Source organism: Isoptericola sp. NPDC057559, assembly GCF_042801555.1.
In the GTDB taxonomy this organism is placed as follows: Bacteria; Actinomycetota; Actinomycetes; order Actinomycetales; family Cellulomonadaceae; genus Isoptericola.
Genome location: NZ_JBHVFQ010000007.1, coordinates 59,036 through 81,137 on the forward strand (window position 1 = coordinate 59,036; position 22,102 = coordinate 81,137).

At 74.6% G+C, this 22,102-nt stretch carries 22 protein-coding genes; 17 read left to right on the forward strand and 5 right to left on the reverse strand.

The window, feature by feature from the left end; translation table 11 throughout:
- Positions 1-100 precede the first annotated feature (100 nt).
- Positions 101-1,192: a lactonase family protein gene (locus ACFU5J_RS09300; RefSeq protein WP_430578541.1), complete on the forward strand. Its 1,092-nt coding sequence runs from the start codon at positions 101-103 to the stop codon at positions 1,190-1,192.
- Positions 1,192-2,538 (forward strand): D-inositol-3-phosphate glycosyltransferase, encoded by a 1,347-nt coding sequence (mshA, locus tag ACFU5J_RS09305; RefSeq protein ID WP_430578542.1) that lies wholly within the window; start codon positions 1,192-1,194, stop codon positions 2,536-2,538. Before ACFU5J_RS09300 ends, mshA begins: the two co-directional genes overlap by 1 nt.
- A gap of 22 nt (positions 2,539-2,560) precedes the next feature.
- Here mshA and ACFU5J_RS09310 read toward each other — a convergent pair whose 3' ends face one another.
- On the reverse strand, positions 2,561-3,130 hold the full coding sequence (locus ACFU5J_RS09310) for a hypothetical protein (protein ID WP_430578543.1): 570 nt from the start codon (positions 3,128-3,130) through the stop codon (positions 2,561-2,563).
- 108 nt (positions 3,131-3,238) lie between these two features.
- Between ACFU5J_RS09310 and ACFU5J_RS09315 the strand changes: the two genes are divergently transcribed.
- The 4 genes from ACFU5J_RS09315 to ACFU5J_RS09330 all read left to right on the forward strand — a co-directional run bounded on the left by ACFU5J_RS09315 (position 3,239) and on the right by ACFU5J_RS09330 (position 8,248).
- Entirely contained in the window at positions 3,239-3,679 is a 441-nt protein-coding gene (locus ACFU5J_RS09315) for a nitroreductase family deazaflavin-dependent oxidoreductase (RefSeq protein WP_430576652.1), read from the forward strand.
- A gap of 83 nt (positions 3,680-3,762) precedes the next feature.
- Positions 3,763-4,503 carry a phosphoglyceromutase gene (locus ACFU5J_RS09320; RefSeq protein ID WP_430576651.1) on the forward strand — a complete coding sequence of 247 codons (741 nt, stop codon included), beginning with the start codon at positions 3,763-3,765 and terminating at the stop codon, positions 4,501-4,503.
- Positions 4,504-4,719: 216 nt separating this feature from the next.
- On the forward strand, positions 4,720-7,158 hold the full coding sequence (locus tag ACFU5J_RS09325; RefSeq protein ID WP_430578544.1) for a polysaccharide lyase 8 family protein: 2,439 nt from the start codon (positions 4,720-4,722) through the stop codon (positions 7,156-7,158).
- A 61-nt stretch (positions 7,159-7,219) separates the two neighbouring features.
- Positions 7,220-8,248 (forward strand): DUF4037 domain-containing protein, encoded by a 1,029-nt coding sequence (locus ACFU5J_RS09330; RefSeq protein WP_430578545.1) that lies wholly within the window; start codon positions 7,220-7,222, stop codon positions 8,246-8,248.
- A 113-nt stretch (positions 8,249-8,361) separates the two neighbouring features.
- Here ACFU5J_RS09330 and phoU read toward each other — a convergent pair whose 3' ends face one another.
- Positions 8,362-9,027 carry a phosphate signaling complex protein PhoU gene (phoU, locus tag ACFU5J_RS09335; RefSeq protein WP_430576648.1) on the reverse strand — a complete coding sequence of 222 codons (666 nt, stop codon included), beginning with the start codon at positions 9,025-9,027 and terminating at the stop codon, positions 8,362-8,364.
- A gap of 170 nt (positions 9,028-9,197) precedes the next feature.
- On the opposite strand from phoU, the gene ACFU5J_RS09340 reads away from it, so the two are divergent.
- The 6 genes from ACFU5J_RS09340 to pstB all read left to right on the forward strand — a co-directional run bounded on the left by ACFU5J_RS09340 (position 9,198) and on the right by pstB (position 15,370).
- Positions 9,198-10,445 (forward strand): sensor histidine kinase, encoded by a 1,248-nt coding sequence (locus ACFU5J_RS09340; RefSeq protein WP_430578546.1) that lies wholly within the window; start codon positions 9,198-9,200, stop codon positions 10,443-10,445.
- Complete coding sequence (locus ACFU5J_RS09345) at positions 10,442-11,158, forward strand: response regulator transcription factor (protein ID WP_430576646.1); 717 nt, start codon at positions 10,442-10,444, stop codon at positions 11,156-11,158. The genes ACFU5J_RS09340 and ACFU5J_RS09345 overlap by 4 nt, the downstream gene beginning before the upstream one ends.
- A gap of 232 nt (positions 11,159-11,390) precedes the next feature.
- A complete protein-coding gene (locus ACFU5J_RS09350; RefSeq protein ID WP_430576645.1) occupies positions 11,391-12,503 on the forward strand; it encodes a phosphate ABC transporter substrate-binding protein PstS in 1,113 nt (370 codons plus the stop codon).
- A gap of 94 nt (positions 12,504-12,597) precedes the next feature.
- Positions 12,598-13,590 carry a phosphate ABC transporter permease subunit PstC gene (gene pstC / locus ACFU5J_RS09355; protein ID WP_430578547.1) on the forward strand — a complete coding sequence of 331 codons (993 nt, stop codon included), beginning with the start codon at positions 12,598-12,600 and terminating at the stop codon, positions 13,588-13,590.
- A complete protein-coding gene (gene pstA / locus ACFU5J_RS09360) occupies positions 13,590-14,546 on the forward strand; it encodes a phosphate ABC transporter permease PstA (RefSeq protein ID WP_430576643.1) in 957 nt (318 codons plus the stop codon). The genes pstC and pstA overlap by 1 nt, the downstream gene beginning before the upstream one ends.
- 44 nt (positions 14,547-14,590) lie before the next feature.
- Positions 14,591-15,370: a phosphate ABC transporter ATP-binding protein PstB gene (pstB, locus tag ACFU5J_RS09365; RefSeq protein ID WP_430576642.1), complete on the forward strand. Its 780-nt coding sequence runs from the start codon at positions 14,591-14,593 to the stop codon at positions 15,368-15,370.
- A gap of 100 nt (positions 15,371-15,470) precedes the next feature.
- On the opposite strand, the gene ACFU5J_RS09370 is transcribed toward pstB, so the two are convergent.
- On the reverse strand, positions 15,471-15,962 hold the full coding sequence (locus ACFU5J_RS09370; RefSeq protein WP_430578548.1) for a hypothetical protein: 492 nt from the start codon (positions 15,960-15,962) through the stop codon (positions 15,471-15,473).
- Between the two features lie 275 nt (positions 15,963-16,237).
- Between ACFU5J_RS09370 and ACFU5J_RS09375 the strand changes: the two genes are divergently transcribed.
- From ACFU5J_RS09375 to ispF, 3 genes are all read left to right on the forward strand, one after another.
- The gene (locus ACFU5J_RS09375) at positions 16,238-16,720 is read left to right on the forward strand and encodes a CarD family transcriptional regulator (protein WP_079570762.1); all 483 of its coding nucleotides are present in this window, start codon (positions 16,238-16,240) and stop codon (positions 16,718-16,720) included.
- A gap of 78 nt (positions 16,721-16,798) precedes the next feature.
- Positions 16,799-17,539, forward strand: a complete 741-nt coding sequence (ispD, locus tag ACFU5J_RS09380) for a 2-C-methyl-D-erythritol 4-phosphate cytidylyltransferase (protein ID WP_430578549.1) — start codon at positions 16,799-16,801, stop codon at positions 17,537-17,539.
- Entirely contained in the window at positions 17,536-18,027 is a 492-nt protein-coding gene (gene ispF, locus ACFU5J_RS09385; protein ID WP_430576639.1) for a 2-C-methyl-D-erythritol 2,4-cyclodiphosphate synthase, read from the forward strand. The genes ispD and ispF overlap by 4 nt, the downstream gene beginning before the upstream one ends.
- 4 nt (positions 18,028-18,031) lie before the next feature.
- Here the strand turns inward: ispF and ACFU5J_RS09390 are convergent, their stop codons facing one another.
- Complete coding sequence (locus tag ACFU5J_RS09390) at positions 18,032-18,679, reverse strand: M15 family metallopeptidase (RefSeq protein ID WP_430578550.1); 648 nt, start codon at positions 18,677-18,679, stop codon at positions 18,032-18,034.
- Positions 18,680-18,766: 87 nt separating this feature from the next.
- On the opposite strand from ACFU5J_RS09390, the gene ACFU5J_RS09395 reads away from it, so the two are divergent.
- Both ACFU5J_RS09395 and ACFU5J_RS09400 read left to right on the forward strand, forming a co-directional pair.
- Positions 18,767-19,498, forward strand: a complete 732-nt coding sequence (locus tag ACFU5J_RS09395) for a response regulator transcription factor (RefSeq protein WP_430576637.1) — start codon at positions 18,767-18,769, stop codon at positions 19,496-19,498.
- Positions 19,491-20,606 (forward strand): sensor histidine kinase, encoded by a 1,116-nt coding sequence (locus tag ACFU5J_RS09400; RefSeq protein ID WP_430578551.1) that lies wholly within the window; start codon positions 19,491-19,493, stop codon positions 20,604-20,606. The genes ACFU5J_RS09395 and ACFU5J_RS09400 overlap by 8 nt, the downstream gene beginning before the upstream one ends.
- Before the next feature lie 15 nt (positions 20,607-20,621).
- Here the strand turns inward: ACFU5J_RS09400 and ACFU5J_RS09405 are convergent, their stop codons facing one another.
- Complete coding sequence (locus tag ACFU5J_RS09405; RefSeq protein WP_430578552.1) at positions 20,622-22,040, reverse strand: D-arabinono-1,4-lactone oxidase; 1,419 nt, start codon at positions 22,038-22,040, stop codon at positions 20,622-20,624.
- Positions 22,041-22,102 lie beyond the last annotated feature (62 nt).

Genomic DNA, 22,102 nt, shown 5'->3' on the forward strand with positions numbered 1-22,102 from the left:
CCGCAGCACGCGCGCACGGCGCACCGCACGACCCCGGCCGGGCTCCGGCCGGGGTCGTGCGCGTTCCGGCCCGGGCGGCCGGCGGTCATAGGCTGAGGCCATGACGGACACGGGCGCTCGGGCGCAGCTCTGGGTCGGCACCTACCCGCAGCCGGGGGCGGAGCCGGGCAGCGGCGAGAGCATCTGGCGCGTCGAGCTGGACCGTGCCGACGGCTCGGTCGCCTCCGCGGTCCCGGCCGTGGCGGCGACGTCCCCCTCCTTCCTCGCGGCGCACCCGTCCGGCCGCTCGCTCTACGCGGTGGGGGAGACGGCCGCCGGCACGCTCACGGCGTTCCGCGTCGGGGAGGTCGACGGCACCGCGACGCTCGCGCCGTCGGGCTCGGTGGCCTCCGGCGGCGACGACCCGTGCCACGTGCTGGCGCGCGGCGACGTCGTCTGGCTCGCGAACTACGGCGACGGCGTGGCGGCGGCCGTGCCGGTCGACGCGGCCACGGGCGACCTCGCCGCGGACGGCGTCGTCGCCCACCCCGGGGTCGGCAGCGGCCCGGTCGTGGAGCGCCAGGCCGGCCCGCACGCGCACTTCGTGGCCGAGGCCGGCGACGACGTCCTGGTGTGCGACCTCGGCGCGGACGTCGTGCGGCGCTACCCGGCCACGGGCGCGGACGCGGGCGCACCCGCGGACGTCGCCGCCGTCCTGCCGCCGGGCACCGGGCCGCGCCACCTCGTCACCCTCGCGGACGGGTCGCTCGTCGTCGTCGGCGAGCTCGACGCCCGCGCCCACCTGCTGGTGCGCGACGGCGAGGGCTGGACGCCCGCGGCCGCGGTGCCGGTCTCCCCGGCTGCCGAGGGCGGGCGCGACTTCCCCGCCCACGTGACCCTCTCCGCCGACGGCACCCGGGTGCACGTCGGGGTGCGCGGGGCCGACCTCCTCGCCGTGCTCGCGGTGCGCCCGGCCGACGGCGGCGCACCCGTCCTGGAGCACCTCGCCGACGTCCCGCTGGGCGACGGCGCGTGGCCGCGCCACCACGCCGTGCTGGCCGCGGGCGCCGACGACGCGGCCGAGACCGTGGTCGTCGCCCTCCAGGGCCGCAGCGAGCTCGCGACCGTGCGGATCGACCCGGCGACCGGTGCCGGCGAGGTCGTCGCGCGCCACGCCCTGCCCACGCCGCCCGCCTGCGTGCTGGAGTCCTGATGAGCACCTCGGCCGACGCGACGCGCCCCGGCCCGCGGGTGGCGATGCTGTCGGTGCACACGTCGCCGCTGGACCAGCCGGGCACCGGCGACGCGGGCGGCATGAACGTCTACGTGCTGGAGCTGGCGCGCGCGCTGGCCCGCCGCGGGGCCGAGGTCGAGATCTTCACGCGCGCGACGACGTCCGCGCAGCCGCGGTGCGTCGACGTCGAGCCGGGGATCCGCGTGGCGCACGTCGCCGCCGGTCCGTACGAGGGCCTGGACAAGAACGACCTGCCCGGCCAGCTGTGCGCCTTCACCGCCGGGGTGCTGCGGGCCGAGGCGCACCGCCCGCCGCACTGGTACGACGTCGTCCACAGCCACTACTGGCTCTCCGGGCAGGTCGGCTGGCTCGCCGCGGATCGCTGGGACGTCCCCCTGGTGCACACCATGCACACGATGGCGCGCGTGAAGAACGCGGCCCTCGCCCCCGGGGACGCGCCGGAGCCCGTGGGCCGCATCGTGGGGGAGGAGCAGGTGGTCGAGGCCGCCGACGCGCTCGTCGCCTCCACGCGCGAGGAGGCCCAGGACCTCGAGCAGGAGTACCGGGCCGACCCGGACCGCGTGCACGTCGTGGCGCCCGGCGTCGACCTGGACGTCTTCCGGCCGCTGGAGCCCGCCCCCGGGCAGGACGCCGACGACGCCCGGCGGGCGCTGCGCGAGCGGCTGGGCCTGCCCACGGACCGGAAGATCGTCCTGTTCGCGGGCCGCGTCCAGCTCCTCAAGGGCCCGGACGTGCTGGTCCGCGCCCTCGGCGTGCTCGCCGACCACGCCAGCTCCGGCGACGCCACCGAGGCCGAGGCCTGGTGCGACGGCGGCGGGTCGCGCGTGCCGATGCTCGTCGTGCTGGGCGGCGCCAGCGGCCGTGCGACGGCGGTGCGCGAGCTCGAGGCGCTGGCGCACCAGGTGGGCGTCACCGACCACCTCGTCGTGCGTCCGCCGGTGCCCCGCGAGGAGCTGGTCGACTACCTGCGCGCTGCCGACGTCGTCGCCGTGCCGTCGCACAACGAGTCCTTCGGCCTCGTCGCCGCCGAGGCGCAGGCCGCCGGCACGCCCGTCGTCGCCGCGGCCGTGGGCGGCCTGCAGACCGTCGTCGTCGACGGCGTCTCCGGCGTCCTCGTCCCCGACCACAGCCCGTGGACCTGGGCGCGCGAGCTCGGCGACCTCCTCGCCGACGACGACCGCCGCGCCCGCCTCGCCGCCGGCGCCCGCCGCGCCAGCGAACGCTTCAGCTGGGACCGCGCCGCCGCCGCCATGCTCGACGTGTACGCCCAGGCGGCGAAGGCGCACCGGGCGCGCCGCTCCTAGCCCGGGGTGTCGCGACCCGCGCCTACGACGAACGCGGCGGCGCCCCGCCCACCAGCACGACGGCCTGGGCGACGGCGTGGTCCGGCGTGTGCCACACGACGACGGGGGAGTCGTCCCTCGGCGCCTGCGCGGCGTCGAGGCGCCAGGTGAGGCTCCCGGCGACCGACATCGGGACCTGGCGGGTGCTGCCGTCGGCGGCGGTGTAGGCGACCTGCCCGGCGACGGTGCACCGCTGCTTGTCGCGGTCCCACCGCAGGTCCAGCTCGGCGATGCGCCCCTCGGCCCGCTGCGGCTGCGCGGCGAGGAGGGCGTACGACCGGTCCCAGCGCAGGACGACGAGCTGCGGCCGCACGAGGACGAGCCACAGCACCACCACGACCGCGGCGCCCACGACGCACAGGGTGCGGGCGGCACCCGCGCCGAGGGTGATCGCCCCCGCGACGCCGCCGAGCGCGAGGATCGCGGCCGCGACCGTCATCGTGGTCGCGCGGCGGCGGTCGGCGGAGCGGTCGGGCACGTCCTGCGGGCTCGGGGCGGACTCGAGGGCCGCGCGGTCCGTCACGAAGGCGGTCAGGGTTCGGGGTCTCGCCACGGTCGTCCTCACTGGTTCGGGCCTGGGGCAACCGGTGGAGAGTAGCCGGTCGCCGGGTCGTCTACCCCTGCCGGGAATGCGCGAGCCCGCCCGGCGATTGCATCGGACATGCCGATCACCGGAGAGTACGCACCCAGCCCGTCCGCCCACGCCGCGAAGCAGGTCGAGCAGTACGAGAGCTCGGGCGGGACGAAGGGCACGACGATGCGCGGGATGCCCGTCGTCGTCCTCACGACGGTGGGCGCGAAGAGCGGCAAGCTCCGCAAGGCGCCGCTGATGCGCGTGGAGCACGAGGGAGCGTACGCCGTCGTGGCGTCCCTGGGCGGGGCCCCGAAGCACCCGGTCTGGTACTACAACGTCGTCGCGAACCCGCGCGTGGAGCTGCAGGACGGCCCGGAGAAGCACGAGTACGACGCCCGCGAGGTGACCGGCGAGGAGAAGGCGCTGTGGTGGGAGCGGTGCGTCGCCGCGTACCCGGACTACGCCGACTACCAGCTCAAGACCGACCGCCAGATCCCCGTCTTCGTGCTGGAGCGCGCCGACTCCTGAGAGGGACGCCTGGTGCGGACGCCGGCGTCCCGGGATCCGACCCGCGGTGCGGGCGCCGGCGTCCAGCAGGCAGGATGGACCCCATGACCTACACCCTCGTGCTGCTCCGCCACGGCGAGAGCGAGTGGAACGCGAAGAACCTCTTCACCGGCTGGGTGGACGTGCCGCTCTCGGAGAAGGGCACCGCGGAGGCGAAGCGCGGCGGCGAGCTGCTCAAGGAGTCGGGAGTCACCCCCGACGTCGTGCACACGTCGCTGCTGCGCCGCGCCATCAACACGGCGAACCTGGCCCTCGACGCCGCCGACCGTCACTGGATCCCGGTCAAGCGCAACTGGCGCCTCAACGAGCGCCACTACGGCGACCTGCAGGGCAAGGACAAGAAGCAGGTGCGCGACCAGTACGGCGAGGAGCAGTTCATGCTCTGGCGTCGTTCCTACGACGTGCCGCCGCCCGAGATCGAGCTGGGCTCGGAGTTCTCGCAGGACTCGGACGTCCGCTACGCCGGCGAGCCGATCCCGCGCGCCGAGGCCCTCAAGCAGGTGCTCGACCGGGCCCTGCCGTACTGGGACGGCGAGATCGTGCCGGACCTCAAGGCGGGCAAGACCGTCCTCGTCGCCGCGCACGGCAACTCGCTGCGCGCGATCGTCAAGCACCTCGACGGCGTCGACGACCAGACCATCGCCGGGCTCAACATCCCCACGGGCATCCCGCTGGTGTACGAGCTCGACGAGGAGACGCTGAAGCCGACCAACCCGGGCGGCACGTACCTCGACCCGGAGGCCGCGAAGGACGCCATCGCGGCCGTCGCGAACCAGGGCAAGTAAGCCCGGCTGTCCCGCGCACGACGGCGCCGCACCCCGCCCGGGGTGCGGCGCCGTCGTCGTCCCCGGCCTCGTCTCGGCGTTGCCCGCCCCGACGCCCGGCAGCGGTGATCAGTTGTGACCGGAACATTGTCGGGCCGATCGCCTGCGCGCCATAGTGGCCGCGGGCCGCGCACAACGGCGTGCGCGGCCGTCTTTTCGACGACGAGAGGGACGCCCATGCGCGCACAGCACCCCGCGGCCACCGGCTCGGGCATCACGCGACGCCACCTGCTGCTGATGGGGGCCGCCGTCCCCGCCGCGGCGGGCCTGCTCGGCACGTTCGGACTCCCGGCGGCGCGGGCGGCGGACGGCTTCGACGCCCTGCGCGCCCGGTGGGCCGACTACCTCACGGGCGGCGCCGGGCTCGACACCGGGCACCCGCAGATCGCGGCGCGGCTCGCCGACCTGTCCTCCCGTGCGGGGGAGGCGCTGGCGGCCGCCGCCCCGGCCCCCGCCGCCGGCGGCGACGTGTGGGCCGACCTGCCGATGGCCGGGCCCGCCGAGGGCAACATCTCGCTCACCTACTCGCGCCTCCTCGTCGTCGCGACGGCGTGGGCCACGCCAGGCACCGCGCAGCACGCCGACGCCGGCGTCGCCGAGCGCCTCGTGGCCTGGTACCGGCACATGAGCGCGAGCTGGTACAACCTCACGATCCGGAAGTCGGGCAACTGGTGGTTCTGGGAGATCGGCATCCCGCGCACCCTCGGCGACCTGTCCGTCCTCGTCGACGCGCTCCTCACCGACGCCGACCGCGCCGCCGCCGTCGCCGCGATCCGGCGCTTCACGCCGAACCCCAACTACCGCGGCACGTCCACGTCCCCCGAGACGGGCGGCAACCGCGCCGACAAGGCGCTCGCGTGCCTGCTGCGCGGCATCACCGGTCGCGACGAGGCCGACATGGTGCTGGCCCGCGACGCCCTCAGCGACACGGCCGGCGGCGGCCGCAACAGCCTGTTCCGCTACGTCACCTCCGGGAACGGCTTCTACGCCGACGGGTCGTACGTCGACCACTCGTACCTGCCGTACGTCGGCACCTACGGGAACGTGGCGCTGTCGGGCGTCGCGCGCTCGCTGATGCTCGCGACGGGCAGCCCGTGGGAGGTCACGGACCCGGACGTCGAGATGATCCTCGGCGCCCCCGAGCGCTCGTTCGCGCCGTTCGTGTGGAACGGCCGGATGATGGAGACCGTCCGCGGTCGGGCCGTCTCGCGCGAGCGCGAGCACGACTTCCACGACGGCTTCACGACGGCGGGATCCCTGCTGCTGCTCGCCACCCAGCTGCCCGCGCCCTACCGCGACACGTACCGGTCGCTGGCGAAGGGCTGGCTGTCGCGCTGCACCGAGGACTACACGGCGTCGGCCACGCTCAGCGACCTCTCGCGCGCGCTGCCGGTGCTCGCCGACGGCGCGGTCGTGGGCACGCCGGAGCCCGTCGGCCACCGGCAGTTCGGCGCACAGGAACGGATGGTCCACCGGGGGAGCGGCTGGGCGTACACGGTCGCGACGTCGTCGAGCCGCATCGGCCGCTACGAGTGGGGCAACGACGAGAACAACCTCGGCTGGCACCAGGGCGACGGCGCCGCCTACCTGTACGTCGACGGCGACCAGGGGCAGTTCTCCGACGACTACTGGCCCACCGTCGACCCGTACCGGCTGCCCGGCACGACGGCGTCCCTCGCGGCGCGGCAGTCGGGGGCGTCGGGCGCTGGGACCGGCATCCCGCGGGCGCAGAACCGGTGGGCCGGCGGCGTCGGGCTCGCCGGGCGGTGGGGCACCTCCGGGATGGACCTCACCAACAGCCTCGGCAACCTGCGGGCGAAGAAGTCGTGGTTCCTGCTGGACGACGCGGTGGTCGCGCTCGGCTCGGACGTGACCGTGACCGGCTCGGGCGCCGAGACGGTGCTCGAGAACCGCGGCTTCGCCACGGACATGGACCCGGCGCTCCTGCTCGACGGCGCCCGCGTGACCGGCCCGGTCGAGGGCGCGACGCCCACCTGGGCCCACGTGGAGGGCGTGGCCGGGTACGTGCTGCTGGGCGAGGGGCAGGCCGTCCGCGCCCAGGTGGCGGACCGCTCCGGATCCTGGCACGACGTGAACTCCGGCGCCGACACCGGCGGCTCCACCGACGTCCGCACCCGCCGCTACGCCACCCTGAGCGTCCAGCACCCCGCGGGGACCACCGGCGGCCGGTACGGCTACGTGATCCTGCCGGGCGCCACCGCCGAGCGCACCGCCACCGTGGCCGCGGACGGCCTCGAGAAGCTCGACGTCCAGGTGCTGCGGCAGGACGCGACGGCGCACGTCGTGCGGGCGGTGCGGAAGGGGCGCTGGTTCCTGTTCGCCCACCTGTTCGCGGCCACCGACGAGGGCCCCGTGCGCGCCACCGGCCCGTGCGCCGTGCTCGTCTCCGGCAAGGCGCGCGAGGCCACGCTGGCCGTGTCGTCGCCGTCGAGGTCGATCGAGGGCGCGACCGTCGAGATCGAGCTCGACCGCAAGCTCACCCGCGTGACGTCGGCCCACGAGCGGCTGACCGTCACCGGCGGGCACGTCGTCACCGTGCAGGCGGTGCTGTCGAACGCGGCGGGCGCGTCGTTCGAGGCGACCCTGGCGGGCTGACGACGCCGGGCACCCGAGAAAACGGTGCGGGTGCCCGGCGGCCGGCTGGCAGGCTGACCGCGTGACCACTGGCATCGGCCTCGCGCGGGCCTACTACGCGGACGTCGTCCGGCCCCTGCTCGACGCCTGGCGCCCGGGCCTGCCGCACGCGGCGGCCCGGCTGGGCAGCGGGTCGGACGTCCTCGGCCTCGACGACGACACGTCGCGCGACCACGACTGGGGCCTGCGGCTCACGCTGCTGGTCGGCGAGGCGGACGTCGCGGCCGTGGACGCGTACCTGGAGGGGGCGCTGCCCGCCGAGCACGCCGGCCTGCCCACCCGGTTCGCGACGACCTGGGAGCCGGTGGTGCGGCACCGGGTGGAGGTCGCCACGCCCCGCGCCTTCGCGCGGTCGCGGCTCGGCCTGGACCCGGTCACCGACCTCGACGCCGCGGGCTGGCTCTCCCTCACCGGGCAGAGCGTGCTGGAGGTGACCGCCGGCGCCGTCTTCCACGACGGCCCGGGGGAGCTCACCGCGATCCGCGAGCGGCTGGCCTGGTACCCCGACGACGTCTGGCTGCACGTCCTCGCCGCCGAGTGGGCCCGCGTGGGGCAGGAGCTGCCGTTCGTCGGCCGCACCGGCCATCGGGGCGACGACGTCGGCTCCCGCGTCCTCACCGCGCGGCTCGCGGGCTCGCTGCTGCGCCTGGGCCTGCTGCTGGAGCGCCGCTGGCCGCCCTACCCCAAGTGGCTCGGCACGGCGTTCGCCGGCACCCCGTCCGCGGCGACGGCGGGCCCCCACCTGGCGCGGGCGCTCGCGGCGTCGTCCTGGCAGGAACGCGACGCCGCCCTCGGCGACGCGTGCGACGCCCTGCACGAGCGGCAGCGCGCCCTCGGCCTGCCGGCACTCCACGGCACCGTGACCGAGCCGTTCTTCGACCGGCCCTTCCACGGGCTGCGCGGTGTGCCGGAGCTGCTGCGCGACGCCGCGGGAGAGTCCGTGCGCGGCCGGCCGGCCGCCGTCGAGCAGTGGATCGACGCCGTCGACGTCCTCACCGACGGCCCGCGGCGGGTGGCGCTGACCCGGTCACGCGTGGCTGGGACGGCGTAGGCCGGGATCTCTTGTCGCGAGGCGCGCCATCCGGTCGCTCGTCCCTCGCGACCTCCCGCCAGGCCCAGCCAGCCTCGCGACAAGAGATCCCGGCCTACGCCGGCTCCGGGTGCTCAGGCGTCCGCGCGCGCGTGCTCGTCGTCGAAGTTGCCGGTGACGAGGAAGGTGATGCGGCGGGCGACGGAGACGCCGTGGTCGCCGAACCGCTCGTAATAGCGGCCGAGCAGGGTGACGTCGACCGTCTCCTGCGCGGTGCCGGGCCACTCGGGGTCGAGCATCGCGGCGAAGGTGTCCTGGTGCAGGGCGTCGAGGAGGTCGTCGTCCTGCTCCACCTCGGCCGCCAGGGCGACGTCGCGGGTGGCGAGCAGCGCGGTCGTGCGCTGGGCGACGTGCACCGCCGCGCCGTGCATCTTGACGAACGTCTCGCGCGCCGGGCCGGGCACCGCCTGCGCGGGGTAGCGGCCCCGGGCGATCTCGGCGACGTGGCGGGCGAGGTCGCCCATGCGCTCGAGCGTCGCGCTGATGCGCAGCGCGGAGATGACGACGCGCAGGTCGGTGGCGACGGGCTGCTGCTGCGCCAGCAGGTAGACGCAGCGCTCGTCGAGCTCGGCCTCGAGCCGGTCGATCGCGTGGTCGGAGGCGATGACCTCCTGCGCGAGCTGGTGGTCGGCCTCGAGCAGGGCGTCGCCCGCGCGGCGGATGGCGGACTCGACGAGCCGGCTCATCTCGATGAGGTCGTCACCGACCTGGCGCAGCTCGGCCTCGAAGATCTCTCGCATTGCAGTCCTCTCGGGTCAAAGGTTCTGACGGCACCCTGCCACGCCCTGTGGACGTGCCGGGGGCGCCCAGGTGAACTCCGGGAGGGCCGAAGGTGAACAGTGGGCGACGGCTCGCTGAGCAGTTCCGCTCCACGACGGATTCCCGCGGCGACGCCACCTAGGCTGCTGCTGTGGACGGAATCATCCCGGGCGTGACCGCGGTCGTCGCGGGCATCTTCGGCGTCGTGGTCGGCGTGATCGCCACGGTCGCCTTCCGCTTCTCCGAGCGTGCCCACCACCGGTCGCCGGAGGCGCCCCCCGCCGAGCTCGACGAGGGGCTCGTCCGCGTGCTCGCGGTCCTCCGGTCGGCGGCGGTGGTCCTGGACGGGGAGGACGACGTCGTGCGGGCGTCGCCGCCGGCGTACGCGCTGGGCGTGGTGCGTAACGACGCCCTCCAGCACCCGGCGATCGTGGACCTGGTGCGCCAGGTGCGTCGCGACGGCGTGATCCGGGAGAAGGAGCTCGAGCTGCCGCGCGGGCCGATCGGCTCCGGCACGGTGCTGCTGCAGGTGCGCGTCGCGCCCGTCGGGCCCGACAAGCTGCTGGTGCTCGCCGAGGACCGCACCGAGGCCCGCCGCGTCGAGGCGATCCGCCGCGACTTCGTCGTCAACGTCTCGCACGAGCTGAAGACGCCCGTGGGCGCGCTCGCGCTGCTGGCCGAGACGGTGCAGGACGCCGCGGACGACCCGGTGGCGGTGCGCCGCTTCACGCAGCGCATGCAGGCGGAGGCCCAGCGGCTGTCCGCGCTGGTGCACGAGATCATCGAGCTGTCCCGCCTGCAGGTGGCCGGCGCGCTGCAGGAGGTGAGCACCATCCCGGTGCGCGACGTCGTGTCCGAGGCCGTAGACCGGGCACGGACCACCGCGCAGGCGAAGAACATCACCATCACGGTGGGCGGCACCGCGGACGTGCTCGTCTACGGCGACCACAACCTGCTGGTGACGGCGGTGCGCAACCTGCTCGACAACGCGGTGGCGTACTCGGCGGAGAACACGCGGGTGGGCGTGGGCGTGCGCGAGCGCGCCGGCCTGGTCGAGATCGACGTCGTCGACCAGGGCGTCGGCATCGCCGCGGACGAGCAGGAGCGGGTCTTCGAGCGCTTCTACCGCGTGGACCCGGCGCGCTCCCGCGACACGGGCGGCACGGGCCTCGGCCTGAGCATCGTCAAGCACGTGGCGGCCGACCACGGCGGCGACGTGCAGATGTGGTCGGAGCCCGGCAAGGGCTCCACGTTCACGCTGCGCATCCCGTCGGCCGACGTGCCGCAGGAGATGCCGTCGGACGCTCCGCCGGCGCAGCACCTCACCCCGCCGGACCGGAACCCGCAGGACCAGACCCAGCACGACCATGGCACGACTGACGAGGAGGTAGGTGCGTGACGCGCATCCTGGTGGTCGAGGACGAGGAGTCCTACCGGGACCCCCTGACATATCAGCTGACCCGCGAGGGCTTCGAGGTCGTGGAGGCCTCGAACGGGGTGGACGCGCTGGCCGCCTACGACGACGGCGGCGCGGACCTGGTGCTGCTCGACCTCATGCTGCCCGGGCTGTCCGGCACGGAGGTGTGCCGCGAGCTGCGGCAGCGCGGCGACGTGCCCGTCATCATGCTCACGGCCAAGGACTCCGAGATCGACAAGGTCGTGGGCCTGGAGCTGGGCGCCGACGACTACGTCACCAAGCCGTACTCGTTCCGCGAGCTGCTGGCGCGCATGCGCGCCGTGATGCGCCGGCGTGGCCCCTCGGCGCCGGAGACGGCGTCCAACGGGCACGACGACGACGGCGAGCCCGTGCTCGAGGTCGGGCCGGTGCGCATGGACGTGGAGCGGCACACCGTGACGGTGGACGGCGCCGCGGTGTCCCTGCCGCTCAAGGAGTTCGACCTGCTGGAGCTGCTGCTGCGCAACGCCGGCCGCGTGCTCACCCGCGGGCAGCTCATCGACCGCGTGTGGGGCGCGGACTACGTCGGCGACACGAAGACGCTCGACGTTCACGTGAAGCGGATCCGCTCCAAGATCGAGCCGGACCCGGGCTCCCCGCAGCTGCTCCTCACCGTGCGCGGGCTGGGCTACAAGCTCGCCGACGAGGACGCCTGACCGCACCTCACCACCCCGCGCCGAACAGGCGGTTGCGCACGTTCTGAGAGCTCAGGACGTGCGCAACCGCCTGTTCGGCGTTCGGGGCTGCGGCCCAGGTGACCAAGCGCCCGCCACTGTTCACCCGTCGTTCACCTGCTCCTGGGTCCCGGGCCACCTTGCCTCCTTAGCGTTCCTGACGAACGCCGGTACATCGCCGGTGCCACTCCGTGTGAACAGGATGGAACGAGACGTGAAGCTCAGCCGATTCTCCCGTGCTGGATCCGCCGTCGCGGTCGGCGCGCTTGCCCTGACCCTCGCCGCGTGCGGCTCGGACCCGGCCACGCCGGGTGCGGCCTCCACCGACGGCTCGACGGAGGGCAGCACCTCCACCCTGACCGGTGAGCTCAGCGGTGGCGGCGCCTCCTCCCAGGAGTCGGCCCAGGAGGCCTGGCGTGCCGGCTTCCAGACGGCCAACCCCGACGTCACCGTCAACTACGACCCGGTCGGCTCCGGCGGTGGCCGCACCGGCTTCACCGACGGCTCCTACGGCTTCGCGGGCTCCGACGCGGCCCTGGACGAGGACGAGATGAAGGCGGCCGAGGCCCAGTGCGGCGACGGCGGCGTCATCGAGTTCCCGGGTTACATCAGCCCGATCGCCGTGGCCTTCAACCTGCCGGGCATCGACTCGCTGAACCTCAAGCCGGAGGTCATCGCGAACATCTTCTCGGGCAAGATCAAGGCCTGGAACGACGACGCGATCGCCGCCGACAACCCCGACGCCGACCTGCCGGACACCGCCATCACCGTGGTGCACCGGTCGGACGACTCGGGCACCACCGAGAACTTCCAGGCGTACCTGTCCGAGGCCGCCCCGCAGGCGTGGGAGCACGAGCCCGACGGCGTGTGGCCGATCGAGGGCCAGGAGTCCGCGCAGGGCACCTCCGGCGTGGTCTCGGCCGCGCAGTCGGGTGAGGGCACGATCACCTACGCCGACGCGTCGCAGGTCTCCGGCCTCGGCACCGTGGCGGTCGGCGTCGGCGACGAGTTCGTCCCGTACAGCGCCGAGGCGGCCTCCGAGGTCGTCGCCCAGTCGCCGCGTGCCGAGGGCACCGCCGACGGCGTGTACTCGATCGACCTCAAGCGCGACGTCGCGGGCGCCTACCCGGTCGTCCTGGTCTCCTACCTGCTGGCCTGCGGCACCTACGCCGACCAGGCGCAGGCGGACCTGGTCAAGGGCTACCTGTCCTACATCGTGAGCGAGGACGGCCAGAAGGTCGCGGCCGACGCCGCGGGCTCGGCGCCGGTGTCCTCGGCCATCCGCGACGCGGTCCTGCCGTCGATCGAGGCGATCAAGGCCGCCTGACCGGGCACGCACGGCCGGTCGAGCCTGCCGCCGGTCGAGCCCCTGGGCTCGGCCGGCGGCGGCATCACCCACAGCAGGAGAACGAGGAGCACGAGTGACCACCACCGCCAGCCCGCCCGCCGAGCGGGTGCCGGGGCGTCCACGACGCCGGCGCCGCACGACCGACCGCGGCTTCAACCGGGCCTTCCGCTGGATCGCCGTCGGCGCGGGCGTCCTCATCCTGGCCGTGCTGGCCGCCGTCGCGGTCTTCCTGCTGCAGCAGGCGTGGCCCGCCCTGACCGCCGGCTCGGACGAGCTGGCGGCGTCGGTGCCGCGCTACCCGGACGACACGTCGCTGCTCGAGTACGTCGGACCCCTCGTGTTCGGCACGCTGCTCGCGGCGGCCCTCGCCCTCGCGCTCGCCACCCCGGTCGCGATGGGGATCGCGCTGTTCATCTCGCACTACGCGCCGCCGCGGCTGTCCCAGGTGCTCGGCTACCTGGTCGACCTGCTCGCCGCGGTCCCGTCGGTCATCTACGGCCTGTGGGGCATCTACGTGCTCGGCCCGGCGGCGCTGCCGCTGTGGGAGTGGCTCAGCTCGGTCTTCGGCTGGTTCCCGCTCTTCGCCGGCCCGGTGTCGCCGACCTCCCGCGTGCTGGCGACGGTGGCGGTCGTCCTCGCGGTGATGATCCTGCCGATCATCACCGCCGTCGCGCGCGAGGTCTTCCTGCAGACGCCGAAGCTCCACGAGGAGGCGGCGCTCGCGCTCGGGGCCACCCGCTGGGAGATGGTCAGGACGGCCGTGCTGCCGTTCGGCCGGTCGGGCGTGATCTCGGCCGCGATGCTCGGCCTGGGCCGCGCGCTCGGCGAGACGATGGCGGTCCTCATGATCCTCTCGCCCGGGTTCCTGTACTCCTTCCGGATCCTCGACAGCGCGCAGCAGCAGACCATCGCCGCGTACATCGCGCTCGACTTCCCGGAGGCGAGCGGCCTCGCGGTGAACACGCTGATCGCCACCGGCCTCGTGCTGTTCGTCATCACGCTGGCCGTCAACATGGGCGCGCGCGCGATCGTGGCGCGGCGCAAGGAATTCTCGGGGGCCAACTGATGAGCACGACCACCGTGGACCCGACCGACGCCACCGCGCGCACGCGGGCCGCGCTGACCGGCGCGGACGGCGCCCGGCGCCGCAAGGACCGCACGATGACGGTCCTGATCTGGGGCGCGTTCGTCGTGGCGATGGCCCCGCTCGTCTCACTGATCTGGACCGTGCTGGGCAACGGCGTCGGCCGCATCAGCATGGACTTCCTGACGCTGTCGATGCGCAACATCTTCGGCGGCGACCCCAGCGGCGGCATCTACCACGCGATCGTCGGCACGCTGATCATCACGGCCCTGGCCACGGTGATCTCGGTGCCGGTCGGCCTGCTCACCGCCATCTACCTGGTGGAGTACGGCAAGGGCGCGCTCGCCCGTTCGGTGACGTTCTTCATCGACGTCATGACGGGCATCCCGTCGATCGTCGCCGGCCTCTTCGCCGTCTCCCTGTTCACCCTGATCCTCGGGCCGGGGGTGCGGATGGGCGTCATCGGCGCCGTGGCCCTGTCGGTGCTGATGATCCCCGTGGTGGTCCGGTCCTGCGAGGAGATGCTCAAGCTCGTCCCGAACGAGCTCCGCGAGGCCGCCTACGCGCTCGGCGTGCCCAAGTGGCTCACGATCGTCAAGGTCGTGCTCCGCACGTCCGTCGCCGGCCTGACGACCGGCATCCTGCTCGCCATCGCCCGCGTGATCGGCGAGACGGCGCCGCTGCTCGTCACCGTGGGCGTCACCGACTCCATCAACTTCGACCCCTTCGAGGGGCGCATGATGACGCTGCCGGTCTTCGCCTACCGCCAGTACAGCCAGGGCCTGGCGACCTGCCCCGGGGGCGCGTCGGCCACCTGCGTCCCCGACATCGCGATCCAGAACGCGTGGGGCGCGGCGCTCGTGCTGATCGTCCTGGTGCTCGCCCTCAACCTCATCGGCCGGCTGGTGAACCGCTGGTTCTCCCCGAAGCTGCGCTGACCCGCAGCCGCCGCCCGCCGCAGCCCACCAGAAAGAGACAGACGATGGCACAGCGCATCGACGTGAAGGACCTCAACATCTACTACGGCGACTTCCTCGCCGTGCAGGACGTGTCGATGACGATCGACCCGAAGTCGGTGACGGCGTTCATCGGCCCGTCCGGGTGCGGCAAGTCGACCTTCCTGCGCACGCTCAACCGGATGCACGAGGTGATCCCGGGCGCCCGTGTGGAGGGCACGGTCGAGATGGAGGGCGTCGACCTGTACGGCGACGACATCGACCCGGTGGCCGTGCGCCGCAACGTCGGGATGGTCTTCCAGCGGCCCAACCCGTTCCCGACCATGTCGATCCGCGACAACGTGCTCGCGGGCGTGCGCCTCAACAACCGGCGCCTGGGCAAGGCGGCGGCCGAGGAGCTCGTCGAGACCTCGCTGCGCGGCGCCAACCTGTGGAACGAGGTCAAGGACCGGCTGGACCGCCCCGGGTCGGGCCTGTCGGGAGGCCAGCAGCAGCGCCTGTGCATCGCCCGCGCCATCGCGGTGAAGCCGCAGGTGCTGCTCATGGACGAGCCCTGCTCCGCCCTCGACCCGATCTCGACCCTCGCGATCGAGGATCTCATCGGGGAGCTGAAGCAGGACTACACGATCGTCATCGTGACCCACAACATGCAGCAGGCGGCGCGCGTCAGCGACCGGACGGCGTTCTTCAACATCGCGGGCACGGGCAAGCCGGGCCGCCTGATCGAGATGAACGAGACGTCCACGATCTTCTCGACGCCGACGGAGCAGGCCACCGAGGACTACGTGTCCGGCCGCTTCGGGTGACACCGCCGCGCCGGGCGGTGCCCGGCGGGGACGACGAAGGGGCGGGTCGCAGCGGTCGCTGCGGCCCGCCCCTTCGTCGTGGGCCGGTGTCCCGGCGGCGTCAGGACGCCGTGGAGGTCGGCAGGTAGGGGTGGTACTCGGGGAGCGAGCCGTCCATGATCGGGAGGAAGAAGTCCTCCTCGACGCCCGCGCCGGACAGGGTGGCCTCGAGGTCGCCGCCGGGGTGCGACGCGACCGAGGCGATCTGCGGCTGGACGACCTGGACGGAGTCCTGCTCGGCGTTCAGGTAGACGGTGCTCTTGGCGGGCACGTCCAGCGACAGCGGCTCGGCGCCCTCGGCCGTGAGGACGAAGCTCACGTCCTCGGACGAGTCGTTGGCGAGCGCACCGAGCACGTTGCCGGGCTCGCCCTCGCCCTCGGTGACGACCATGAGGTTGATGCCGCGCACCTGGTCCGTGAGGTTCACGCGCACGCCGTCGGACGGGGCGTACGGCTTGGTGGTGATCGTGGGGGAGCAGGCGGCCAGCAGCAGGGCGCCCGCCATGACGCTGGCGGCGGCGACGGTGCGTGCGGGGCGGACGGAGCGGAACACGTGCTCTCCTTCGAAGGCGTCGGCACGCGAGCGCGGGTGGCGTCGCGGGCTCGGGACATCAGCGGTCCTCCCGAGCCGGGCGCGGGAGGGAGCGGGCCTGCAGAGGGCCCGTCGACATCCTACCGACGCCCGCTGGGTGCTGCGTCCCTGGCCGCGCTACCAGGCCTCTGACCTGCGGAAACGTAGGTCCGGACAGGGCGTTCGGGGGCGCGGGGGCAGGGGAGTGTCGGCTCCCCCGTGATAAACTCGTCGACTGGGAAAGGGGACATCTGCAGATGACGTTCACAGTAGGCGAGACGGTTGTCTACCCGCATCACGGCGCCGCGCTGATCGAGGAGATCAAGACGCGGAAGATCCGTGGCGAGGAGAAGATGTACCTCAAGCTCAAGGTTGCCCAGGGCGACCTGACGATCGAGGTCCCGGCGGAGAACGTCGACCTCGTCGGCGTGCGCGACGTGGTCGACCAGCAGGGGCTGGACCGCGTCTTCGAGGTGCTGCGCGCGCCCTACACGGAGGAACCGACCAACTGGTCGCGCCGGTACAAGGCGAACCTCGAGAAGCTCGCGTCCGGCGACGTGATCAAGGTCGGCGAGGTCGTGCGTGACCTGTCGCGCCGCGACGCCGACCGTGGCCTCTCGGCGGGCGAGAAGCGCATGCTCGCCAAGGCGCGCCAGATCCTCGAGTCCGAGGTCGCGCTCGCCGAGGGCGTCGACGAGGAGAAGGCCGGTGCGATCATCGACGAGGTCCTCGCCTCCTGAGGCACCCGTCACCAGCACTGCACGGCGACCCCCGGCTCCGGCCGGGGGTCGCCGTCGTCGTTCCGGTACCGTGACGCCGTGACGACGCTCGCGATCCTGACCGCCGCGGGGTCCGGGACCCGGCTCGGTCGCGACCTCCCCAAGGCCCTGGTCACCCTGGACGGCTTCCCCCTCGTGGTGCACGCCGCGCGGCGGCTCGCGTCGTCAGGGGTCGTCGACTCCCTCGTCGTGACCTGCCCCGCGGGGCTCGACGCGGTCGTCCGGGACATCGTCGCGCAGGACCCGCACGTCGACCTGCCGGTCCGTGTCGTCGAGGGCGGCGCCACCCGGCAGGCGTCCGTCGCCGCGGGACTCGCGCTCGCCGCGCCCGACGACGACGTCGTCCTCGTGCACGACGCCGCCCGCCCCCTCGCCCCGCCGCAGCTCGTGCGGCGCGTCGTCGCCGCGGTGCGCGCGGGCCACCGCGCCGTCGTCCCGGGCCTGCCCGTCACCGACACGGTCAAGCGGATCGCGCCCCGCGACGCCGCGACGCAGGCGCCCGTCGGGCCCCCGGTCGACCGCGTCGTCGAGACCCCCGACCGTGCGCTGCTGCGCGCCGTCCAGACGCCGCAGGGCTTCGACCGCGCGCTGCTGGAGCGCGCCCACGCCGGCGGGGCCGCCCGCTCCGGGTCGGAGGGGCTCGCCGCCACCGACGACGCCGGCCTCGTCGAGGCGCTCGGGGCGGCCGTGCACGTCGTCGCGGGCGACGCCGCGGCCCTGAAGATCACCACCGAGCGGGACCTGCTGGTGGCCGCCCTGCTGCTCCAGGAGGAGTCGTGACCGTCCTGCCCCGCACCGGCCTCGGGGTCGACGTGCACGCCTACGCCCCGGAGGGCTCGGACCGCGAGCTGTGGCTCGGGGGCCTGCGCTGGCCCGGCGAGCGGCCGCTGGCCGGGCACTCGGACGCGGACGTCGCGGCGCACGCCGCCGCCGACGCGCTGTTCTCCGCCGCCGGCATCGGCGACCTGGGCACGCACTTCGGCACGAGCGAGCCGCGGTGGGCCGGCGCCGCCGGGGTCACCCTGCTCGCCGAGGCCGCCCGCCGGGTGCGGGAGGCGGGCTTCGACATCGGCAACGTCGCCGTCCAGGTGATCGGCAACCGGCCCAAGGTCGGGCCGCGCCGGGCGGAGGCGGAGGCGGCGCTCAGCGAGGCTGCCGGGGCGCCGGTCTCCCTCAGCGCCACCACGACCGACGGGCTCGGGCTCACGGGTCGCGGCGAGGGGGTCGCGGCGATCGCCACGGCGCTCGTCGCGCCGCGCACGGACTAGGCGCTCACCCGCGCAGCCGCGGGTCCGCGGTCGGGTCGGCGTAGGGAGCGGGGCACCCGGAGCCGGCGGCCTCGGGACGCAGCTCGTAGTGCCAGGGCTCGTTGCCGTACACCTGGCACAGCCCGTAGGCGGCGCCGTGCTCGGCCAGCCACGCGGGGCCGCCGTTCTGGGCGAGGTCGACGGCCTCGCCGGAGACGTGGGACGACGTGTCGGCGCCGGCCACCCACCGCGCGGCCTCCGCGGCGGAGCCGTACTGCGCCACGGCCTCGCGCAGCAGCTGCTTCTGGTAGGCGCGCGAGCGCCAGCCGCTGTTGACGACGAACGTGACGCCGTCGTCCTCCGCGTCCGTCGCGGCGTCCTGGAGCGCGCGGCGGAGCGCGGGGTCGAGGTTCGCCACCGCCGGCAGGCGTGCGTCGAAGACGGTGGTGCCGCTCGGCACGTGCCCGGCGGCCGCCCCGTCGCGGGGGCCGTCCCCGACGGGGCGGGATGCGGCGCCGGTGGGCCGGGGCGAGGCCGACGCGTCGGGGTCCGCCGTGGTCGCGGTGAGGCAGGCGGTGAGGCCGAGCAGGACGGCGACGACCCCGCCGAGGACGAGCAGGACGGTCCGGGCGGGGTGGGCGGACGCCGGGGAGGTGCGCTGGTGCTGGGGCATGGCCCCAGTCGAGCGGGGGCGGTGTTGCCGGCGCGTATGCGCTCCTCGATACGCGGACGATATGCGGCCGTCCGTAGCATCGAGGACATGCGTGTGCTGATCGTCGAGGACGAGCCGTACCTGGCCGAGGCCGTCCGCGACGGGCTGCGCCTCGAGGCGATCGCGGCCGACGTCGCCGGCGACGGCGACACCGCGCTCGAGCTGCTCGGCGTCAACACCTACGACATCGCCGTGCTCGACCGCGACGTCCCCGGGCCGTCCGGCGACGAGATCGCCGCGCGCATCGTCGCCTCCGGCAGCGGCATGCCGATCCTCATGCTGACGGCCGCCGACCGCCTCGACGACAAGGCATCGGGCTTCGAGCTCGGCGCCGACGACTACCTCACCAAGCCGTTCGCCATGCGGGAGCTCGTGCTGCGGCTGCGGGCGCTCGACCGGCGTCGCGCGCACGTGCGCCCGCCGGTGCAGGAGCTCGCCGGGCTGAGGGTCGACCCGTTCCGCCGCGAGGTCTACCGGGACGGCCGCTACGTCGCCCTCACCCGCAAGCAGTTCGCGGTCCTGGCCGTGCTCGTCGCGGCGGACGGCGGCGTCGTCAGCGCCGAGGAGCTCCTGGAGCGGGCCTGGGACGAGAACGCCGACCCGTTCACCAACGCCGTGCGCATCACCGTCTCCGCCCTGCGCAAGCGGCTGGGGGAGCCCTGGGTGATCGCCACGGTGCCGGGCGTCGGGTACCGGATCGACACGGGACCCGACGAGGCGCCCGACGGCGAGGGGGCGGGCGCGACGGCCGCCGCGGACGGGGCCGGCCGTCGTGGCTAGGGCTCCCGGGCCGAGCGTGCGGCTCAGGCTGACCCTCAGCTACGCCGCCTTCCTGCTGGTCGCCGGCGCCCTGATCCTCGCCGTCGTGTGGGTGTTCCTGCTGCGCTACGTGCCCGACGGGCCGATCGTGACGCAGGGCGGGCTGGGCAGCCCGTTCGTGCCGAACCGGTCGGACCTGCTGCGCGCCTTCGGCCCGCGGGTCGCGTGGGCGCTCGCCTTCCTGCTGGTCCTCGGCGTGGTGGGCGGGTGGTTCCTCGCGGGCCGGATGCTCGCGCCGCTGGACCGGCTCACGGACGCGACCCGCCGCGCCGCCGCCGGGTCGCTGTCCCACCGGATCCGGCTGCCGGGCCGCCAGGACGAGTTCCGTGAGCTCGCGGACGCCTTCGACGACATGCTCGCGCGGCTCGAGGCGCAGGTGGCCGAGCAGCAGCGGTTCGCGGCCAACGCGTCGCACGAGCTGCGCACGCCGCTGGCGATCACCCGGACCATCCTCGACGTGGCGCGGCAGGACCCGGACCGGGACACGGACGAGCTGCTCGCCCGGCTCGACATCGTCAACGCGCGGGCCATCGACCTCACGGAGGCGCTGCTGCTGCTCAGCAAGGCGGACCGGGGCTCCTTCGCCCGCGAGCCCGTGGACCTCTCCCTCGTCGCGGAGGAGGCGGTCGAGACGCTCCTGCCCCTCGCGGACGGGCGCCGCGTCGACCTGCGCGTGTCCGGCGACGTCGTCAGCGCCGTGGGGTCGCACGCCCTGCTGCTGCAGCTCGTCACGAACCTCGTGCACAACGGGATCGTGCACAACCTGCCCGACGGCGGCACGGTGCGGGTCGACACCTTCGACCGCGCGGGGGAGGCGGTGCTCACGGTCGAGAACACCGGCGAGCGTCTCGACCCGCAGCTCGTCCCGACGCTCACCGAGCCGTTCCAGCGCGGCGGCGGGCGCACCCGCGCCGACCACGGTGGCGTCGGCCTCGGGCTGGCGATCGTCCGCAGCATCACCGAGGCGCACCGCGGCGTGCTCACGCTCCTCCCGCGGCCGGACGGCGGGCTCCGCGTCACGGTGCGGCTGCCCGAGGCCGGCCGCGCCCCGTCGTGGCCGGCCCGCTGACCACGACGGCAGGGCCTACGACCGCGGGACGCCGAGGACGGTGTCGGTGTAGTCGTTGCGGAAGACGCCCTCGGGGTCGACGGCGGCGCGCACGCGGGCGACGTCGTCCAGGGGGTAGTGGTCGGCCAGGTACTCCGCCGTGCGGGTGTGCATCTTGCCCCAGTGGGGTCGCCCGCCCGCCGCGACGAAGATCTGCTCCGCGGCGCTGAAGTACCGCTGGTGCGGCATCGGCGCGTACTGGTGCACCGCCACGTAGGCGGTCTCCCGGCCGTGGGCCGTGGACAGCCACACGTCGTCGGGGGCGGCGAACCGGACCTCGACGGGGAACGGCACCGGCTCGCCGGAGACGCGCAGCCAGGCGTCGAGCTCGTCGAGCACACCCCGCAGGGCGGCGCGCGGCAGCGCGTACTCCATCTCGACGAAGCGCACGCGGCGGCGGGTGACGAACACGTCGTGCGACGGCGCCGTGTACGTCTTGGCGCCGAGCGCCCGCGCGCTGACCGCGTTGAGCCGCGGCACCATGCCGGGCGCAGCCAGCGCGAGCCTGTTCAGCACCTCGAACGCGCCGTTGGACAGCACCTCCTCGTCGAGCAGCGCGCGGGCGCGGGCGCCGGCCGTGCGCACCGCGCCGCGGGCACCGGCACGGCCGCCAGCCCACGCCTCGACCTCGTCCGCGGTCGCGCGGTTGTTGCGCTTGGTCAGCGCGCGGCGGGTGCCGGGGAACCAGTAGAACTCCGCGTGGTCGTTGCCGTCGACGTAGTCGTCGAGCCGCTCCAGCACCCGGTCCAGCTCCCAGGGCTCCTCCTGCGCGCGCAGCCAGAACGCCGGGACCACCTCGAGGGTCACCGCGGAGAGCACGCCCGCGACGCCGAGGCCCAGCCGCGCGACCTCGAACAGCTCGCGCTCGGGCGTGCCCAGGGCCGCCGCGGCGGTGGCCGACCGCACCGCGCCGTCCGCGGTCACGACCCGCACACCGCGCACCTGCGTCGCGAGGCCCCCGAGCCGGGCGCCGGTGCCGTGCGTGCCCGTCGAGATCGCGCCCGCCACCGACTGCCGGTCGATGTCGCCGAGGTTGCGCATCGCGAGGCCGAGCGAGGCGAGGACCCGGTTGAGGGTGTGCAGCCGCGTACCCGCGCGCACGGTGACGAGGCTCGTGCCGTCCGGCTGCGGCGCGACCGCCTCGATGCCGCTGAGGTGGTCGAGGCTCAGGTGGACGCCGTCCGTCACCGCGGCGGCCGTGAACGAGTGCCCCGCGCCCATCGCGCGCACCCGCGTCCCCTCGGCGGCGGCCCCCGCGACCACCGCGCCGAGCTCGCCCTCGTCGCGCGGCCGGGCGCGGCGCGCGGGCTGCCAGGTGTGCGTGCCGCCCCACGTGCGCAGCGGGGCGTCGGGCGTGCGAGGAGCCGGGGTGCCGGCGACGGTGCTCGGATTCACGCGCACACTCTGCCACGCGCGCCGGGGGACGCGGATCCTCCTTCAGGCGGATCACGGGGCGG

Excerpts from the sequence above, each read along its gene's own strand:
- ACFU5J_RS09315 (WP_430576652.1), top strand. The coding sequence starts at position 3,239 with ATGCCGATCACCGGAGAGTACGCACCCAGCCCGTCCGCCCACGCCGCG.
- phoU (WP_430576648.1), bottom strand. The coding sequence starts at position 9,027 with ATGCGAGAGATCTTCGAGGCCGAGCTGCGCCAGGTCGGTGACGACCTC.
- pstA (WP_430576643.1), top strand. The coding sequence starts at position 13,590 with ATGAGCACGACCACCGTGGACCCGACCGACGCCACCGCGCGCACGCGG.
- ACFU5J_RS09395 (WP_430576637.1), top strand. The coding sequence starts at position 18,767 with ATGCGTGTGCTGATCGTCGAGGACGAGCCGTACCTGGCCGAGGCCGTC.
- mshA (WP_430578542.1), top strand. The coding sequence starts at position 1,192 with ATGAGCACCTCGGCCGACGCGACGCGCCCCGGCCCGCGGGTGGCGATG.
- ACFU5J_RS09320 (WP_430576651.1), top strand. The coding sequence starts at position 3,763 with ATGACCTACACCCTCGTGCTGCTCCGCCACGGCGAGAGCGAGTGGAAC.
- ACFU5J_RS09375 (WP_079570762.1), top strand. The coding sequence starts at position 16,238 with ATGACGTTCACAGTAGGCGAGACGGTTGTCTACCCGCATCACGGCGCC.
- ACFU5J_RS09325 (WP_430578544.1), top strand. The coding sequence starts at position 4,720 with ATGCGCGCACAGCACCCCGCGGCCACCGGCTCGGGCATCACGCGACGC.
- pstB (WP_430576642.1), top strand. The coding sequence starts at position 14,591 with ATGGCACAGCGCATCGACGTGAAGGACCTCAACATCTACTACGGCGAC.
- ACFU5J_RS09390 (WP_430578550.1), bottom strand. The coding sequence starts at position 18,679 with ATGCCCCAGCACCAGCGCACCTCCCCGGCGTCCGCCCACCCCGCCCGG.
- ACFU5J_RS09300 (WP_430578541.1), top strand. The coding sequence starts at position 101 with ATGACGGACACGGGCGCTCGGGCGCAGCTCTGGGTCGGCACCTACCCG.